The sequence below is a fragment of the Empedobacter sp. R750 genome (assembly GCF_030324345.1).
In the GTDB taxonomy this organism is placed as follows: domain Bacteria; phylum Bacteroidota; class Bacteroidia; order Flavobacteriales; family Weeksellaceae; genus Empedobacter; species Empedobacter falsenii_C.
In genome coordinates, this window is the sequence record NZ_JACAGF010000016.1 from 1 (window position 1) to 16,735 (window position 16,735).

The 16,735-nt window shown below is 31.6% G+C and carries 16 protein-coding genes, 1 tRNA gene and 1 pseudogene; 12 read left to right on the forward strand and 6 right to left on the reverse strand.

Annotation, left to right across the window (positions count from 1 at the left end; all coding sequences use genetic code 11):
• Positions 1–280: 280 nt before the first annotated feature.
• Positions 281–847, forward strand: a complete 567-nt coding sequence (locus HXZ74_RS14025) for a hypothetical protein (RefSeq protein ID WP_038330508.1) — start codon at positions 281–283, stop codon at positions 845–847.
• Positions 848–1,113: 266 nt separating this feature from the next.
• Complete coding sequence (locus HXZ74_RS14030; RefSeq protein ID WP_286475928.1) at positions 1,114–1,749, forward strand: hypothetical protein; 636 nt, start codon at positions 1,114–1,116, stop codon at positions 1,747–1,749.
• A 61-nt stretch (positions 1,750–1,810) separates the two neighbouring features.
• Here HXZ74_RS14030 and HXZ74_RS14035 read toward each other — a convergent pair whose 3' ends face one another.
• Together HXZ74_RS14035 and HXZ74_RS14040 are read right to left on the reverse strand one after the other, a co-directional pair.
• Positions 1,811–2,860, reverse strand: coding sequence for a phytase (locus HXZ74_RS14035; protein ID WP_286475930.1), 1,050 nt, complete (start codon positions 2,858–2,860; stop codon positions 1,811–1,813).
• A gap of 6 nt (positions 2,861–2,866) precedes the next feature.
• Positions 2,867–5,667 (reverse strand): annotated as a pseudogene (locus HXZ74_RS14040) (TonB-dependent receptor).
• Positions 5,668–5,883: 216 nt separating this feature from the next.
• Here HXZ74_RS14040 and HXZ74_RS14045 point away from each other — a divergent pair.
• Positions 5,884–7,413 carry a SulP family inorganic anion transporter gene (locus HXZ74_RS14045; protein ID WP_280061533.1) on the forward strand — a complete coding sequence of 510 codons (1,530 nt, stop codon included), beginning with the start codon at positions 5,884–5,886 and terminating at the stop codon, positions 7,411–7,413.
• 30 nt (positions 7,414–7,443) lie between these two features.
• Here the strand turns inward: HXZ74_RS14045 and HXZ74_RS14050 are convergent, their stop codons facing one another.
• Complete coding sequence (locus HXZ74_RS14050; RefSeq protein WP_084106811.1) at positions 7,444–7,935, reverse strand: DinB family protein; 492 nt, start codon at positions 7,933–7,935, stop codon at positions 7,444–7,446.
• A 218-nt stretch (positions 7,936–8,153) separates the two neighbouring features.
• On the opposite strand from HXZ74_RS14050, the gene HXZ74_RS14055 reads away from it, so the two are divergent.
• The 5 genes from HXZ74_RS14055 to HXZ74_RS14075 all read left to right on the forward strand — a co-directional run bounded on the left by HXZ74_RS14055 (position 8,154) and on the right by HXZ74_RS14075 (position 12,527).
• Positions 8,154–9,794, forward strand: coding sequence for an AMP-binding protein (locus tag HXZ74_RS14055; RefSeq protein WP_280050943.1), 1,641 nt, complete (start codon positions 8,154–8,156; stop codon positions 9,792–9,794).
• Positions 9,795–9,892: 98 nt separating this feature from the next.
• Positions 9,893–11,062, forward strand: coding sequence for a sigma-54-dependent transcriptional regulator (locus HXZ74_RS14060; RefSeq protein ID WP_125349474.1), 1,170 nt, complete (start codon positions 9,893–9,895; stop codon positions 11,060–11,062).
• A 10-nt stretch (positions 11,063–11,072) separates the two neighbouring features.
• Positions 11,073–11,501, forward strand: coding sequence for a hypothetical protein (locus tag HXZ74_RS14065; RefSeq protein ID WP_038330520.1), 429 nt, complete (start codon positions 11,073–11,075; stop codon positions 11,499–11,501).
• Entirely contained in the window at positions 11,498–12,016 is a 519-nt protein-coding gene (locus HXZ74_RS14070) for a hypothetical protein (RefSeq protein ID WP_038330521.1), read from the forward strand. The genes HXZ74_RS14065 and HXZ74_RS14070 overlap by 4 nt, the downstream gene beginning before the upstream one ends.
• A gap of 52 nt (positions 12,017–12,068) precedes the next feature.
• Positions 12,069–12,527: a GNAT family N-acetyltransferase gene (locus HXZ74_RS14075; protein ID WP_038330524.1), complete on the forward strand. Its 459-nt coding sequence runs from the start codon at positions 12,069–12,071 to the stop codon at positions 12,525–12,527.
• A 36-nt stretch (positions 12,528–12,563) separates the two neighbouring features.
• On the opposite strand, the gene HXZ74_RS14080 is transcribed toward HXZ74_RS14075, so the two are convergent.
• On the reverse strand, positions 12,564–13,613 hold the full coding sequence (locus HXZ74_RS14080) for a nucleoid-associated protein (RefSeq protein WP_038330727.1): 1,050 nt from the start codon (positions 13,611–13,613) through the stop codon (positions 12,564–12,566).
• A gap of 231 nt (positions 13,614–13,844) precedes the next feature.
• Between HXZ74_RS14080 and HXZ74_RS14085 the strand changes: the two genes are divergently transcribed.
• The gene (locus tag HXZ74_RS14085) at positions 13,845–14,201 is read left to right on the forward strand and encodes a hypothetical protein (protein WP_280035867.1); all 357 of its coding nucleotides are present in this window, start codon (positions 13,845–13,847) and stop codon (positions 14,199–14,201) included.
• 112 nt (positions 14,202–14,313) lie between these two features.
• The gene (locus HXZ74_RS14090) at positions 14,314–14,703 is read left to right on the forward strand and encodes a DUF6515 family protein (protein ID WP_280035869.1); all 390 of its coding nucleotides are present in this window, start codon (positions 14,314–14,316) and stop codon (positions 14,701–14,703) included.
• A gap of 60 nt (positions 14,704–14,763) precedes the next feature.
• On the opposite strand, the gene HXZ74_RS14095 is transcribed toward HXZ74_RS14090, so the two are convergent.
• Positions 14,764–14,837 (reverse strand) — tRNA-Met (locus tag HXZ74_RS14095).
• A 115-nt stretch (positions 14,838–14,952) separates the two neighbouring features.
• Between HXZ74_RS14095 and HXZ74_RS14100 the strand changes: the two genes are divergently transcribed.
• Together HXZ74_RS14100 and HXZ74_RS14105 are read left to right on the forward strand one after the other, a co-directional pair.
• Positions 14,953–15,336, forward strand: a complete 384-nt coding sequence (locus HXZ74_RS14100; RefSeq protein ID WP_038330532.1) for an START-like domain-containing protein — start codon at positions 14,953–14,955, stop codon at positions 15,334–15,336.
• An 11-nt stretch (positions 15,337–15,347) separates the two neighbouring features.
• Positions 15,348–16,157 carry an aminotransferase class IV gene (locus tag HXZ74_RS14105; protein WP_115000404.1) on the forward strand — a complete coding sequence of 270 codons (810 nt, stop codon included), beginning with the start codon at positions 15,348–15,350 and terminating at the stop codon, positions 16,155–16,157.
• A gap of 4 nt (positions 16,158–16,161) precedes the next feature.
• On the opposite strand, the gene HXZ74_RS14110 is transcribed toward HXZ74_RS14105, so the two are convergent.
• Positions 16,162–16,713 carry a YqgE/AlgH family protein gene (locus HXZ74_RS14110; RefSeq protein ID WP_038330535.1) on the reverse strand — a complete coding sequence of 184 codons (552 nt, stop codon included), beginning with the start codon at positions 16,711–16,713 and terminating at the stop codon, positions 16,162–16,164.
• Between the last annotated feature and the right edge of the window lie 22 nt (positions 16,714–16,735).

Genomic DNA, 16,735 nt, shown 5'->3' on the forward strand with positions numbered 1-16,735 from the left:
GAGGAATAAATTCTTTTCGTCCTTGCATACTACAAGATATGAAAAATTGCTATATTTAGTGTTGTGCAACAAGCACATCGTATTGGTGAAATGGCGGCTTAAGTGCTAATTGAAAGTTTCGTCTTTCTATGTCGCAAAAATCCAATTACATTGACTTTTTTTTCTTAAATTTATTCAATGAATTGGCTTTTGCTTAACGTGTCGCTAAATTGAACTTCTCGCTTCAATTTCCACCACTTCGCCAAGCCCCGAAACGTTAACTGTAATATTTCCCCCGAAAATGAAAAAAGCAATTTTATTCTTACTAATCGTTTTAAGTTGTGATTCTAAACAACAATCTAATAACTATAAAATCTTGAATTTTAAAAGTTTTTCAATACAAACCCCCAACGAATGGAAAAAAATAGAGCTTCAAGGTATAGATAGTTATGTAGGAGGGCTAGTTACAAAAAACAATGATACCATTACATTTGATATGGGATATTATTCTAATAATTTAGAAGATAAAATGCCAATTATAATGGATAGTGTATTATGGGAATCTACTAGCGTCGAAATGAAAGAAAATTATGAAAAAGAAGGGTTTGTTATGGTTAAAGATTTTCAGAAAGTTGATAATGATATTTATAGAACGACAAACATTATATGGGACACAATAGATGGACTAAAATGTAAAATTAAATATCCAATAATATTTGGAAAAGGCATTACAGGTGTATATTTTGATAGTATATCTCAAAATAACTATAATATGAACAAAAAACTAAGACTTTCTGGAGAAAATTTAAATATAGAAGAGCAAAATGAACTTATAAAAGCAATTCGAACTATAAAATTTAAAAATTAAATACTACAGCTAACATAGGCAATCTGTTGTACAACATGATTTTTACAAATATCAGTATTTAGCTTTTTTAACAGTATTCTCGTCGAAGAACGGTCTAAGAAAACACGAAGGAAAGTAGGAGGGAATTTGTGGGATTGTGGTTTTGTAATAAAGGTTATAGTGGTTTTTTCTTTAAATTAGTTATTAAGAAATATTTAAATCAATTAAACTCTAAATCAAACAATTTTAATTACTACAATTAATTTCTGATTTGTCAAATACCAAAAATGACAAAGTTGTTAGCACAGCTATTGAATGGCTTTCTGAATGATATAAAATTTTTTAGTAATTACACTCTAAATCATATAAAAATGAGACGATTAAATATGTTTTTACTTTTGTTACTTCCAATATTTATCTTTAGTCAAACAAATGAAGAATTTTCTATTTTTTCACAAATACTCTCTGAAAAAATAGAAAAAAGTAAGAAGAAAATAGTATTACAAAAAGAAACTTATGTTTTAACATCTGAAAAACAAAAAGAGTTTAGATATAAGTATCTTAAAACTAATTTTAAAGATCTTGAATTAGAGACTTTTAATGACTTTAAAAACCAAAATAATAAAAAATTTATCTTTGAGAATAAATTTGATAAAAAATTAAATGTAACATTTATTGATAATGAAGAAATTACTGCTCTTTTTAAAAGTCATACTGCTTGGGAAGATTTTTATAAGAAATATAAGAATGCAATTGGAATTATAGAGTTTTCTCGAATAGGCTTTAATAAGAGTAAAACCCAAGCTTTACTCTATTATAGTAAAACCTCTGGTTTCTCAAATGGTCATGGTAATTACATTTTCTTGAAAAAGATAAATGGAAAATGGATTAAAGTGTTAGAAGTAATGGCATGGATTTCATAAATAATTAGTGCTAACAAAAATCCGAGTCAATAACTCGGATTTTTTATGTTTAAATGTCTAATTATTTTGTTTGTTTATCAATTTCGTTTTGAATGATTTGCCAATCATAAATTTGAAATGTTTTTCCGTTGCTCATGGCAACAAAGAAACCTTTAGGAAATTTAGTTCCAAAATTGAAGTTTATCGCATCAGCTCCGTCACATTCGATAGTAGAAACTGGGATTTTAGCAATTAATTTATGTTCATTAGGATTTGAAGGTTCGCCTTGTCGTTTGTACACATTAAAATAATTCGCTTGTTGATCCGAAATCAAGATGTAACCATCTGTTGCGTTGGTTTTATAAATCGCAATTCCTTCGTGGTCGCGTTTAAAATCTTTTTGTCCAAAAAATGCAATTTCCTCATTACCTTTTTCTGGATCAGCATAATATTTTCTAATTCCAGCTGTTTCGTCAGCATAATAAATAAAGCCTAACTCTTCGTCAACTGCAATGGCTTCAATCTCTTTTTTACCCGAATAATTTCCAAACTTACGCACTAGAGTCGCTTCTATTTTTCCGTTATTGTTTTCTAATGCATATTGATGTAGATATTCTCCGTTTGTACCATCTTTACGACCAACGATTGCGTAAAATTTATTGTCTTTGCTTTTGTATAAAGCAATTCCCATTGGGTCGCGTAATGTTTCGTCTTTGAAAACTTCGATACCGCCATCATCAATCAATTTAAAATCAGGAAGAGAAACTATTCTAATTTTATTGTTTGCCCGTTCTGTAAGCACCGCAATGTCAACCTTTTTTCCATTAAGAGGAAAACCGTACATAACATCCACATTATTTGGACGATTAAGTGGAACGATTTGGTTTACGATTTTACCATTCAAATCATAGGCGTATAAACCGCCCGTTTCTTCTTGTTTATCTGTTCCAATAATTAATGATTTTTCAGGATTCTGATAATTGATCCAAATCGCAGGATCATCAGTATCATTTGGCGTTTGTTCCGTTGTAACAGTTGGTTTTACTGCATTTGTAGGAACTGGAGCCAGTTTAGAGGATTCACAAGAAAATAAAATTGTGAAGAGTGATAATGTGATGAATATTTTTTTCATAATTGTTTAGAAATCAAATTTTAGACCTAAAGTAAAACGTGGTTGATAGTATTCGAGTTGCATTGTTTGACTCGAAACTCCTTGGTAGTAACGTAAAGGTTGATTCGTTAAATTGTTTGCTTCTGCAAAAATTCGCAATTGATTCGAGAATTTATATGACGCATTTGCATCCAAAAATAATTGTTTGTCATAGTAACTATCCTCGAAAGCATTTCCTCCAATTTCGTCTAAATAAGCGGCTGTATAATTAACGGAAACACGTGCAGAAAACTTTTTGTTCTCAAATGCCAACGAACCATTAAACATATGCGGAGCTGTTTTTGGTAAATCAAGATCTTCTCTCAAATCACCATCTTCATTGGTAATTCCTTTCGCTTTCGAATCGGTGTATGTATAATTAAGATAAATTCCTAAATGTTTAAAAAACTCACCTGGAATAAAATCTAATTGACGTTGAAAAGCTACTTCAAATCCAAAAACATTCACGTGATCTCCATTTCTTGCTTGCGTCATTTTCCAGTTTTCTCCAGCAGGAACTGGGTTTGCTATGTCAGGGAAAAGCGTTTGGAAATCATTTGTTGTAAATGTATTGTTTTTGTACGTATAGATAAAATCGTTTAACTTTTTGTAAAAGAATCCTCCCGAAACAATTCCGATATTCTCGAAATAATTTTCAGCCATCAAATCATAATTCATGGCGTAGGTCGCTTTCAGATTTGGATTACCTGCAAAAAGCTCTGTATCTTCTTTCAAAACACTTACAAAAGGTGCTAAACTGTAATAATTCGGTCGTGCAATACTTGTTGTGAAAGCCGCTCTCAAAATAAAATCATTTGTAAATTTATGTTTCAAAGAAAGACTTGGTAAAACGTTTGTATAATCGTTTTTGTGTTTGATTTCTCCAATCAAATCTTCCTCATCTTGCACATAATTCCCAGTATAATCTATAGAAGTATTTTCGATACGAACACCTACAATCAAAGATGTTTTAGATGATAAATCTTGATCCCAGCGAACATATCCTGCCGAAATATATTCTTTCGCTTTGTAGTTAGAAGCAAGATATTCAGAAGGTTCTAAGTTAGATTCGAATAGATTTGTATTGTTTAAATCTAAATTTCCCAATTGGTGATTTGAATAAAAATATCCTGCTTGATATTTTTTACCAGCATTGAAACGATTGCTTGACCAATTTACAGGATCTTGAGTACTCAAATTTCCCATTCCATCTATGCTCTCGTACGAATAGAAAATATTTTCGCGCTCTTTGTCTTTCAAACGAAGGCGACCACCAAAACGTAAACGACCTTTTTGATTTGAGATAACACTTAACGGAACTCTGAAATTAAGCTTTGCACCGAACTCTGTTTCATCTGTATAATCGTGTTGTTCTGATAACGAACCAACTTTGAATTTTGTTAAATCTTCTGCAGAAGTTGTCGTTACATTCGGATATTTTGCATCAGATAAATCTTCATTAAATGTAACACCTTTTACGCGATAATCAATGTAGCGCTCATTTGGTCTATCTTCGCTCGCTTTTGAGTAAGAAACCGCCCAATCCATATCGATTTTTGGTGATAATAAATGCTCTCCTCGCAACGAAACATTGTAAACGCGTTGATCTTCTAAACGCGCATTTTTATTGCGGTTATTATCAATTCCACCTTTTGTTTCACGACGAATATTTCCTTTGTAAGTTCCTGTTTTTTCATCAAATTCTAAATCGCGATAAGTTACTCTATAACGGTTTTCTCGGTCGTCACGCCAATTGTAAATAGCAGAAAGATCAATTCTATTGTTTTCATTAAACTGATAATCTGCAGAAAATGAAGCACTCCTTCTTACACGTTGAATGTCATATTTACGAATCTGAAATTGTGATAAATAGGATTTATTTTCATCTTTATCCCAAACAGCTTCGATATTATCCGAAGCAAAATTTTGAACTTGATAACTTCCAGAAACTACCACACCCAATTTCTTGTCAAAGAATCTATTTCCATATAAAAAAGCCGAATTATACAATCCTTTTTCGCGAATAGGCGCATAACCCCACCAGAAGCCGTTACCGAAATGCGCTCTTTGTTTGGAACAGCTCGCGTAATCAAATTTACAGATCCACCAATTGCGTCTGCATCCATATCTGGCGTCAAAGTTTTGTTCACCTCGATAGACGAAATCATCTCTGCAGGAATCAAATCCATTTGTACATTTCGGTTATCACCTTCGGCAGACGGAATACGATCTCCATTCAACATAACCGAATTTAACTCAGGTGAAAGACCTCTAATGATAATATTTCTGGCTTCTCCTTGATCATTTTGCATCGTTACTCCAGTCACACGTTTCAACGCATCACCAATGTTAGAATCAGGGAAACGACCAACTTGATCCGAAGAAATAATATTGGTGATATTTCCGTTATTTTTTTGTTGATTCAATGCTTTTGCTTGCCCTTTTAAATAATCTCCAACTACAACAACTTCATTCAGTTCGTTGTAACCTGCATTTAAAGAAAAATCAATAACAGCCGTTTTATTTTCGGTAACTTCTATTTGCTTGGAAATGGTTTCGTATCCTAAATAATCAATATAAATGGTATAAACACCAGGTGTAAGATTTAGAAATTGATAATTACCATTTTGATCAGATACAGTATATTTATTCGAATTTTCGATGCGAATTGTAGCTCCAGGTAACGAAAATTGATCGTTAGAATCTACAACTTTTCCTGAAATAACGCCACTTTGAGCCAAAACAAATGGACCTAAAATGAATAAGGAGAGTTTTAAAAGATGTTTCATGAGAAATTAATTTCCTCAAAAATACATTTGCTATATATCCTAATTGTTAAATATTTATTATGAAATATTTAACATTTGTAAAGTTGATTTAATTATTGCTTATTTTGATTTGTTGAATCACTTTAATCATTAGTATGTAATTGGATATTTTATCTAGCTTTTTACTAATTTTAGATGCGTAGTAATTGTTACTTTTGCATCAAATAAAAACTTCTCATGTCGATTGCTGAATATTTAAAATTCAATCAAAAAATAAATTATAAAAACGAAATATTAGCTGGCTTAACTGTTGCTATGACAATGATTCCTGAATCGCTTTCGTTTGCAATTTTAGCTGGTTTATCACCTTTAATAGGTTTGTATGGTGCATTTATCATGGGAATCGTTACAGCTATTTTCGGAGGAAGACCAGCAATGGTTTCAGGTGGAGCAGGCGCAACTGTTATTACTTTAATTGCTTTGAATGCTACATATGGTGAGCAATATATTTTTGCTGCGGTTGCTTTAGCAGGAGTTTTTCAGATAGTGGTTGGAGTTTTCAAATTAGGAAGATTTGTTCGTTTAATTCCTCAATCTGTGATGTATGGTTTTCTGAATGGTTTGGCGATTGTTATTTTTATGTCACAAATTGAACAATTCAAATCAACTACAAACGGAATAACGAGTTGGTTGAGCGGTACACCTTTTTATACGATGGCAGGATTGACGCTAATTACAGTTCTGGTAGTTTATTTCTTTCCGAAATTAACGAAAATCATTCCAGCTTCTTTGGTCGCAATTCTTGTGACTTTTCTGTTGGTTATCGGATTTAATGTTGATACAAAGACTGTTGGTGACATTGCGAGTATCAAAGGAGAATTGCCAAGTTTTCATATTCCGAGTGTTCCATTTACGTTAGAAACCTTGAAAATTATTTTGCCTTATTCAATTATTATGGGTTCGGTTGGATTAATCGAAACTTTGCTAACGCTTACGTTGGTAGATGAAGTGACTGAAACGAAAGGTTCGTCGAATAAAGAATGTTTGGCGCAAGGTGCTGCAAATATTACAAATGGATTTTTCGGTGGAATGGGAGGTTGTGCAATGATTGCTCAGACGTTTGTTAATTTAGATGCAGGATCTCGCTCGAGATTAGGACCAGCAATTGGCGCAATAACAATCTTGATTATTATTCTAATTGGCGCTCCAGTGATTGAGAAAATCCCAATGGCAGCACTTGTTGGTGTAATGATGATGGTTGCAATTTCGACTTTTAAATGGGGCTTTTTTAAATTAATAACAAAAATGCCAAAATCGGATGTGTTTGTGAGTATTTTGGTGGCGATTATCACGATTGTGTTACATAATCTTGCTTTGGCTGTTTTTGTTGGTGTTATCGTTTCAGCTTTGGTTTTTGCTTGGGATAATGCAAAACGTATTCGAGCACGAAAAACTGTGGATGAAAATGGACGAAAAATATATGAGATTTATGGACCTCTTTTCTTTGGTTCAACTTCTACTTTTTTAGAGAAATTTGAAATTAATTCTGATCCAAAAGAAATTATTATAGACTTGAAAGAGAGTAGAATAGTTGATATGAGTGCAATTGAAGCTTTAAATATTATTACATCTAAATATGCACAACAAGATAAAATTGTAATTTTGCGACATTTGAGTAAAGATTCTATTCGATTATTAGAAAATGCAAAAAGCGTTATTGAGGTAAATATCGAAGAAGATCCAACTTATAATGTGATGCCGAAATAAAAAAGTCAGCTTTTTAGAAGCTGACTTTTTTTATAAATATCGTTCATTAATTACATTCATATGATGGATGGAATGACCAGCCATTACATAACCGATTTTCTCAACAGAATACTCTCGATTACCAACTTTTCCTATTTTGTTTAAAGTTTGATCATTAAAAGATTCAAACTGAAAGTAAGTTGCTTTCATCAAATTAGTCCATTCTTTTATTAATTCTTCAGGCTTTCTTTCATTTGCATTCGAAGTCAATACATAGGCGTTTTCATCGAAGAAATTTAATGTTTGTGAATCTTCTCTCGCAATATGTTGCGCACGATAAGAAAAAATACGTTCGCAATCTATACAATGTTGTATCATTTCTTTGATCGTCCATTTACCTTCTGCATATGCATAATCCCATTTATCTAATTCTGTTACAATTATTAATGTTTTCTTGATGTCAGCAATACGTGTCTGTAAAGCATCTACAACTTCTATTCCATCGTAAATAGAAGTATAATTGTCGTGGTTTATTGTATTCATTTTTCAGTAATTTTTTACAATTTAAGGATAATTTGATGGAGTTATTTTAAGTATTTGTTAAAAATAAACCTTCATTTTTTTGAATTCATTTTTGATTTTAATAAAAAAATACGATTCTTTTAGAAATCATAAATCTTGTATTTGATAAATTTATTTTCCTGAAAATCGTTGTTAAGTTTGAGTTGGAAAGTAATTTTAAAAACATAGAATATAAGCGCATGATTTCTAACTTATCATACTCAAGTGGTGCATCACAATATCCTCTTTTAGGAGAAACAATTGGCGAAAATTTACGAAATACAGTTGCAAAATATCCGCAACAAGAGGCTTTGGTTTGCGTAGATCAAAATTATAGAGCGACGTATACAGAATTTTATTCACAAACCGAACAAATAGCAAAATCATTGATTGCAATTGGTTTGCAAAAAGGAGATCGCGTAGGTATTTGGGCGCCAAATCGTGCGGAATGGACATTGTTACAATATGCAACGGCCCGTGGGGGAATGATTTTGGTTAATTTGAATCCTGCTTATCGTGAAAATGAACTCGAATTTGTATTAAATCAAGCTGAAATTTCTGCAGTTTTTGCTTCTTTAAGCTTCAAAACAAGTGAGTATAAAGTGATGTTGAATAATGTAAAAGAGAATGCGAAATTACTAAAACATATCATTATTTTTGAAGAAAATTGGGATGATTTTTTGATTAAAGGAGAAGAAATTTCGACTTCAGAAGTGCATCAAATAGAGCAATCTGTTCAGTTTGATGATGCTGTAAATATTCAATATACATCTGGAACAACAGGCTTTCCAAAAGGAGTAACTTTAACGCATCATAATTTATTGAACAATGGTTTTTTTATTGGTGTTCGATTAAATTATACGCATCGTGATCGTGTTTGTATTCCTGTTCCATTTTATCATTGTTTCGGAATGGTAATTGGTAATATGGCGTGTACTTCGCATGGCGCTTGTATGGTAATTCCTTCGGATAGTTTTGATCCTGCAAAGACTTTAAATGCAGTCGAAATGGAAAAGTGTACATCACTTTATGGAGTTCCGACGATGTTTATTGCGGAATTAGAATTACCAAATTTTGATCGTTTCGATTTAACATCTTTGAGAACTGGTGTAATGGCTGGTTCGCCTTGTCCGATTGAAATTATGAAGAAAGTGCAAGCTAAAATGAATATGAAAGAAGTTTCGATTTGTTATGGGATGACAGAAACTTCGCCAGTTTCTACACAAACTATTATCGGAACACCTTTAGAAAAGCAAGTTTCGACGGTTGGAACAGTTCAAGATCATTTAGAAATTAAGATTATTGATCCGCAAACAGGAGATATTTTACCTCGTGGAATTGCTGGTGAATTTTGTACAAGAGGTTATTCCGTCATGCAAAAATATTGGAACAATCCGGAAGCAACTGCGCAAGTTATTGACGAAAATAATTGGTTGCATACTGGTGATTTAGCGACTATGGATGTTGATGGTTATATTAATATTACTGGACGAATTAAAGATATTATTATCAGAGGAGGAGAAAATATTTCACCAAAAGAGATTGAAGATTTTTTGTACGAACATGAATCAATTTCTGATGTTCAAATTATTGGCGTTCCAAGTATCAAATATGGAGAAGAAGTAATGGCTTGGGTGAAAGTGAAAGATGGTATTAGTGTAACAGAAGACGAATTGAAGGCTTATTGTTTATCCATTGCTCATTTCAAACGTCCTAAATATTGGAAGTTTGTACAAGAATTCCCTATGACTATCTCAGGGAAAATTCGAAAAATAGAAATGAGAGAAGTTTCTATAAAAGAATTAGGTTTAGAAAATGCACGAAAAGTGAAAACATCTTAAAAAAAGTATTAAAATCTATATCAAAAGTAGACTCAAAAATAATAATTTCAATTATCTTTGAGTCTATTTTAATTTTACAAAAATAAACGATCTAAACGATGTCAAATATCTTATTAATCGAAGATGAACAGGCAATTCGCAACGTTTTGAAAAGCATTTTAATGGACGAAAATCCAAAATGGAATGTGGATGAAGCTGAAAACGGAGCTATAGGGCTTGAAAAAATAAAAGAAAAAGAATACGACTTAATTATAAGTGATATAAAAATGCCGTTGAAAGATGGGATGGAAGTTTTATCGGAAGCGATGGAATACAATCCTGATTTAACAATGGTGATGATAACGGGGCACGGAGATGTTGATTTGGCTGTAGATGCGATCAAAAAAGGTGCGTACGATTTTATTTCAAAACCACCAGATCTTAATAAATTATTGACGACTGTTCGTAATGCTTTAGACCGTAAATCGTTGCTGTCTTCGAATAAAGAATTGAAGAAAGAAAATAAAGCTTTAAAGAAAAAAGTTGCTAAAAAATATGAAATGATTGGTGATGCTCCTGCAATTGCAGAAGTAAAACAAATTATAGATAAAGTGGCTGCTACAGACGCTCGTGTATTGATTCTTGGTCCAAATGGAACAGGTAAAGAGTTGGTTGCTCATCATTTACACGAGAAAAGTAATCGTAATGTAAAACCTTTGGTTGAAGTGAATTGTGCGGCAATTCCAGCGGAATTAATTGAAAGTGAATTATTTGGTCACGTGAAAGGGTCGTTTACCGGAGCTGTGAAAGACAAGCAAGGTAAGTTTGAATTGGCAAATGGAGGAACAATTTTTTTAGATGAAATAGGGGATATGAGTCTTTCTGCTCAAGCAAAAGTTTTGCGTGCGCTACAAGAAGGAAAAGTTTCGCCAGTTGGTTCTGAGAAAGAGATTAATGTAAATGTTCGTGTAATTGCTGCAACAAATAAAGACTTACGAAAAGAGATTGAGGAAGGTCGTTTTCGCGAGGATTTATACCATCGTTTAGCGGTAATTATCATTAATGTTCCAGCACTTAATGATCGTAAAGATGATATTCCTGCTTTGGTTGAACATTTTATTACTGATACAACAAGTCAAAAATCTTTTGATAATTCAGCGTATGATGCTTTGAAAGAATTAGATTGGTCAGGAAATATTCGTGAGTTAAGAAATGTTGTTGAACGTTTATTGATTTTGGGTGATGATCCAATTTCGAGAAAAGATGTTGAACAATTCGTGAAAAAATAATTCATCTCAGATGAAAAAGATTTTCTTTTTGCTATTTATCAGTCAACTCTTTTTATTTTCTTGTAAAAAGGACAATGTAGAAGTGGATAAAAGTTCAGATAGCTTATCGCATGAAGATGTATTGTCTTTAGAAAAAAATTCTGTTTTTACAAATGAAACGCTTGTTTATAAGGGTGTTTTTGAAGGAAAATATTTTGGGGATAAAATTGTTTTGAAATTAGCAGATGATAAATTTACTGCTGAATACAAAGGTCAATCTTATAACGGAGAATTATTCAAAAAAGATGATGGATCGTTGATGGAGATTGATTCAAAAAAGAAAAAATTACCTTTTCAATTTTTACGTTGGTCGGACAATTCGGAGATTATGATTCTCAATGAAGATGGAATGGCTGATGATAATGGTGAAAATTATTTAACAAGAATTTCAGACAAATGAAAATAAAATTTACGTGGATTTTAAGTCTTATTGCAATTACTTTTTTAGTAAGTTGTAATTCTTCTTCAGCCAGTAAAAATGATGAATTAGGAAAACGTTTTTTCGAAAATTATTCATCTCGAAAAGATTACAAGAAAATGTTGTCTTTTTACAATGATAGTTTGGTATATGAAAATGTAGCACAATATTCGGGAGGTTCTACGGTAGATCCGCGTTATTTATTGAATGATATTATTCGTTGGAGTGATCAAACGATGCAATATGAAAATAATAAATTATTGAAAGTAAATGAATTATTTTCTAACGATTCGATGATTATTGCAAACGGAGAATTTTCGCCTTATACCTATAATGGAATGAAGTTTCCAGCGATGAAATTCACGACATATTTGTATTTAGATCAAAATTCGAAAATCAAAAAACAAGTTGATTGGTTTAATTATCCAATTGAGGATATTATAGAGTTGTATCAATTGCAACAAGGTCAAGACAAAATAAAACTAGATAAACAATAGTTTTTAGTAAATCCAGTTAGAGTTTTTTAACTGGATTTTTTTATTTTTAGATATGATAAGAATTGCCGTAGAAAATGATATTCCTGAACTGAAAAGAATGATGATAAAATTGTTACAACATCATCAAGAGTTTAATGCATTGTATCAAATAGATTTGACCTACAAACATGATATTGATGATTTTTTCAAGGGAATTTTACATCAACAGAATATAAAAATATTTGTAGCCGAAATAGAAAATCAGTTGACGGGATATATTATTTGTTCGAAACATCTTCGTCCGAAATATTTTGTGATTAAATCAAAAGGAAGAATAGATTCGTTGTATGTTGATGCAAATTATCGCAATCAAAACATCGCTTCTAAATTGGTTAAAGAAGCGATAAATTTCTTGAACGATCAAGCATATATTGAATTAGAATTTACAGCTGAAAATCAATTTGCAAAAGGTTTTTGGCTGAAAAATGGTTTTGAGATTTTGAATCATCAATGTATTTTGAAATTGAATTAATATCAAAAAAAAAGCTCCAAAATAGGAGCCTTTAATTTATTGTTCAGAATTGAAATAGACTTTATAATAATACATTTTCTTTTCTTCGTCAAAACCACGCTCCAAATATTCTTCAGCTGCATCAGGATTTGTCAAATCTAATTTGATGTTAATCTTTGTATCTAATTTAATTTCACTTTTAATTTTCTTAGATTCTTTCATCAAAGTTGGAACTGAAACTTCGAAAGCTTCCACAAATTCAACACGATTATTTTCGCTATAATCTTTCTTATATTCTTTGAATTCATCAATAATTTCGAAAGGTTTCAAAACTTGATCTTCAAAAATTTCATTCGTTACAACTTCATTCGAATTCAACACATTTATCGAATTTGAGATAAATTCTGCTTGTTGTTTTTTGTCTGTTTTATCCAAAAGAAAATCATTCGAGAAATCTGTAATCAACTCCATATATTTCTTCGTATGGTAATTGTTATCCTTAATCAAATCAATTTCCAAGAAATTTTTCTTCCAATATTCTGACTCCACATTTTTATCATCGATAGAGTAGACGCGGAAACCTTCGTCGCGATAAGCATCAAGAATAAGACAGGCTTTGTCGATTCCTTCTAGCTTATAACCTTTCCAAATGTTGTAATCTAAACCACGCGATTCGTCGAAACGCAAGAATTTCTTCTTATTCTCTAATTTATAAATTCCAATTCCACGGCAAGGAATTCCGTCGAACATCATATTTTCGAAAAGGGCAATAAAAACTTCACCACTTTTGATCTGCGGATGTAATGATTTCTCGTATAAATGACTTAAAACTTCTTGCGAAAAATCGATAAAATCTATTTCTTCATCAAACATTTGCTTGCATTGATTGTACAAAACATTAAATTCTAATTTTTCTGTATAATGCGTGAAACGATTAATTTCGAGTGTTTTTTTGAACGGACTTAATAAGAAAGGAACCAATTGTTCTTCCTTAGATTCATCGTATTCTAGTGTTTTATCGGCAAAAATGTTAGCTTCTTCTCGAACTTTATGTCCAACTTTTTGTAAACTAATAAAGGCGATGTAAGCATTTTTAACGTCAATCATTTTATATAATTTCTTAAAAACAAAAGTAATCAATTCAGAAATCAATACAAACGATGTCAGGAATAAAAATATTTAACAAAATTGTCAAACAAAATTGTTAATGCAATTCATTGAATTTGAATGGCTTATAAATTGTTTTGATTGTTATAACATTTTCTATGGTTTAAACTTATAATTATGGCACGGAAATAGTATTAGGAGAAATGTCTTAATTTATTAAAAAGTTGGGTGATGAAAAAAATTAAATTTACACTTTTAGGAGTAGCTTTTACAGCCATGTTAGCTGTTGGTGTAAATGCTCAAGATAGAGGTCAAAGAGGTGGTGAGAGAAGTTCTTCTTCAAGAGAAGCAACTTCAAGAAGTCAAGGGAATGGACGCTCTGAAATGGCTAGAACAGAAAATAGAACTAGCCGTATTGAAGGAAATAGAACAGAAAGAATAGGTCGTGGAAATTCTACGAATGAATCTTGGAAAAATTCTACAAATAGAACAGAACGTGAAACTAGTACACGTATAGATAGAAATAATACTGCTATTGTAGGTAGCAGACCAAGTTCTAATAAAGATTGGAATAATAGTAAAAAATAGCCAAGGAAATCAAGGCAATAGATCTGAGAGTTTAAAAAACAGAGATTTCTACAACAATCCAGTTCGTATAAATTCTAGCTCATACAACAGAGGAAACCGACCAGTTTCTAATGTGAATGTAAGAAACTATAACAAGTATTCGTACAACAGTTATAATTTCTACGGAAACAACGGTATTTACTATCGTCCTTATAACAATGGATATGTGAGATATATGCCATACGTAGGATTTAGAATTAATATTTTACCAGTAGGTTATGTAACAATTAATATTGGTAATAGAAATCCATATTATTTCTACGAAGGTGTTTATTACAGCCCAAATAGAAATTATTATGAAGTAGTTCAAGCTCCTCTAGGTGCTATCGTATATGCGTTACCAGCAGGATATGAAAGAGTAGATTATGGAGGCGAATATCTGTATGAATTTGGAGGTGTTTTGTACCAAAAAATTTACAACAGAGGAACAAGAGCTTATCAAGTAGTAGGTTATTTAGATTAGTATAGGTTTTAGTAGTTAAGCAAAAGCCCAAACAGATTGTCTGTTTGGGCTTTTCTTGTGTAGCGAAGAGCAGAATCGAACTGCCGACCTCAGGGTTATGAATCCTGCGCTCTAACCATCTGAGCTACCTCGCCTAAATTTTAATTTTTGCAAAGGTAATTTTTTTTAGATTTTATAACAAAACTTATTTTGATTTTCTTTGGTAGATACAATTCATTTTATATCTTGCGACTTCAATAAAATAGAATTATGCCAAAAAAGAAATATCAAGTAGAATTTTCAATCAAGTCTTCACCGTCTTTGCTATATAACTATATTTCAAACCCTTCAGGTTTATCAGAATGGTTTGCAGATAACGTAAATTCTCGTGGAGAAAAATATACTTTTATTTGGGATGGACACGAAGAATCTGCATTTTTGATGAAATCTAAGCAAGATGGATACGTGCGCTTTCAATGGGAATATGATGAAGACACAAAATATTTCTTCGAATTAACAATTGTAGAAGACGATTTAACGAACGATGTATCATTAGTTATTACAGATTTTGCTGATGAAGACGAAGTAGAAGAATCAAAACAATTGTGGGAAAGTCAAATTGAAGATCTTAAAAAAATCTTAGGATCTGTTTAAAATCTATTATTTTGAAAATTAACTTAGGTGGTGTTATTGTCGAAAAAGCAAATGCAGAAATAGGAATTCAGAACAGAGCTTTTCGTAATGGTGATGCTGTAAAAGAAATTTTACGATTTGTAAATGGTGAAATTATTGATTGGGAAGATCATTATTTCAATCTAATGGCCTCTATGCGTATTTATCGCATGAATATTCCGTTAGATTTTACACCAGAATTTTTTCAAGAACAAATCAATTTATTAGCAGAAGCAAATCAATCGAAGTCAGGGAAAGTAGAATTTTTTGCTTTCAGAAATGATGAGGAAGATTATCTAAAAGCATCTATCAATTATTTGATTTCTATCGAAAATAGTGAAAATGATTGGGAGTTTTTACAAGCTGAAAACGAAATTGATGTTTATAAAGATTATGCGATCAATACTGCATTTTACTCACTTGTGAATACGTATCGTCCAGAAGAAAATATTGCAGAAATCTATCGTTTAGAGAATGATTATGCTGATATTATTTTGCTAAATGCAAACAAAAAAATGGCACGTTCTTTACGAGGAAATATTTTTGTGGTGAATGGAGAAACGATTCGTACACCGAAAAAAGAAGAAGGTGTTATTACAAGCGTTTTGAGAAATAATTTCATTACAAAAATTAATAAAGCTGAAGAATTTAAAGTAGAAGAAGTCGAAATTTTTCCATTCGAAATTCAGAAAGCCGAAGAAGTTTTCATTTTGATTGATGGAGTTGGAATTTTACCAATTACCAAAAATCGTAAAAAAGAATACACTTTAGACAAAACAAAATCGATTTTTAAGTATTTATAATCGATTAATTCATAGAAGGATCAGCGGGGGTGTTTAGCCAAATTAAGTTTTCACCTCCAAGCTGTTTCATCAATTTCTTCCACAAATCAGCATCCCAACGCTCAAAAATATCAAAATCCAAATCCGTTACTGCCCACGAATTATCATTTAATTCATCTTTGATTTGTTTTGGCGCCCAACCACAATATCCAATAAAAAATTTGATTTCTTCTTGAGTAATCAAATTCTGATTTACTGCATCGCGCACATCTTCATACACACCTGACCAATATAAATTGTCAGCAATTTTTTCACTATTTCTAATTAAATCAGGGCGTTTGTGAATATAATAGATATTTTCTTTATCAACTGGTCCACCTTCAAAAACAATAGAAGCAGACTCTATTTCAGACACAAAAATACTAATCGGAATATGAGAAGAATGATTAAGAATAAAACCAATACTTCCAGATTCTAAGTGTTCTGTAATCAAAATAACACTTCGCTGAAAAATATCGTTACTTAATGTTGGTTTTGCGACCAAAATAGCTCCTTTTTTTATACTTTTGATAGACATTTTTGTTTCGGTTTTATTGAGT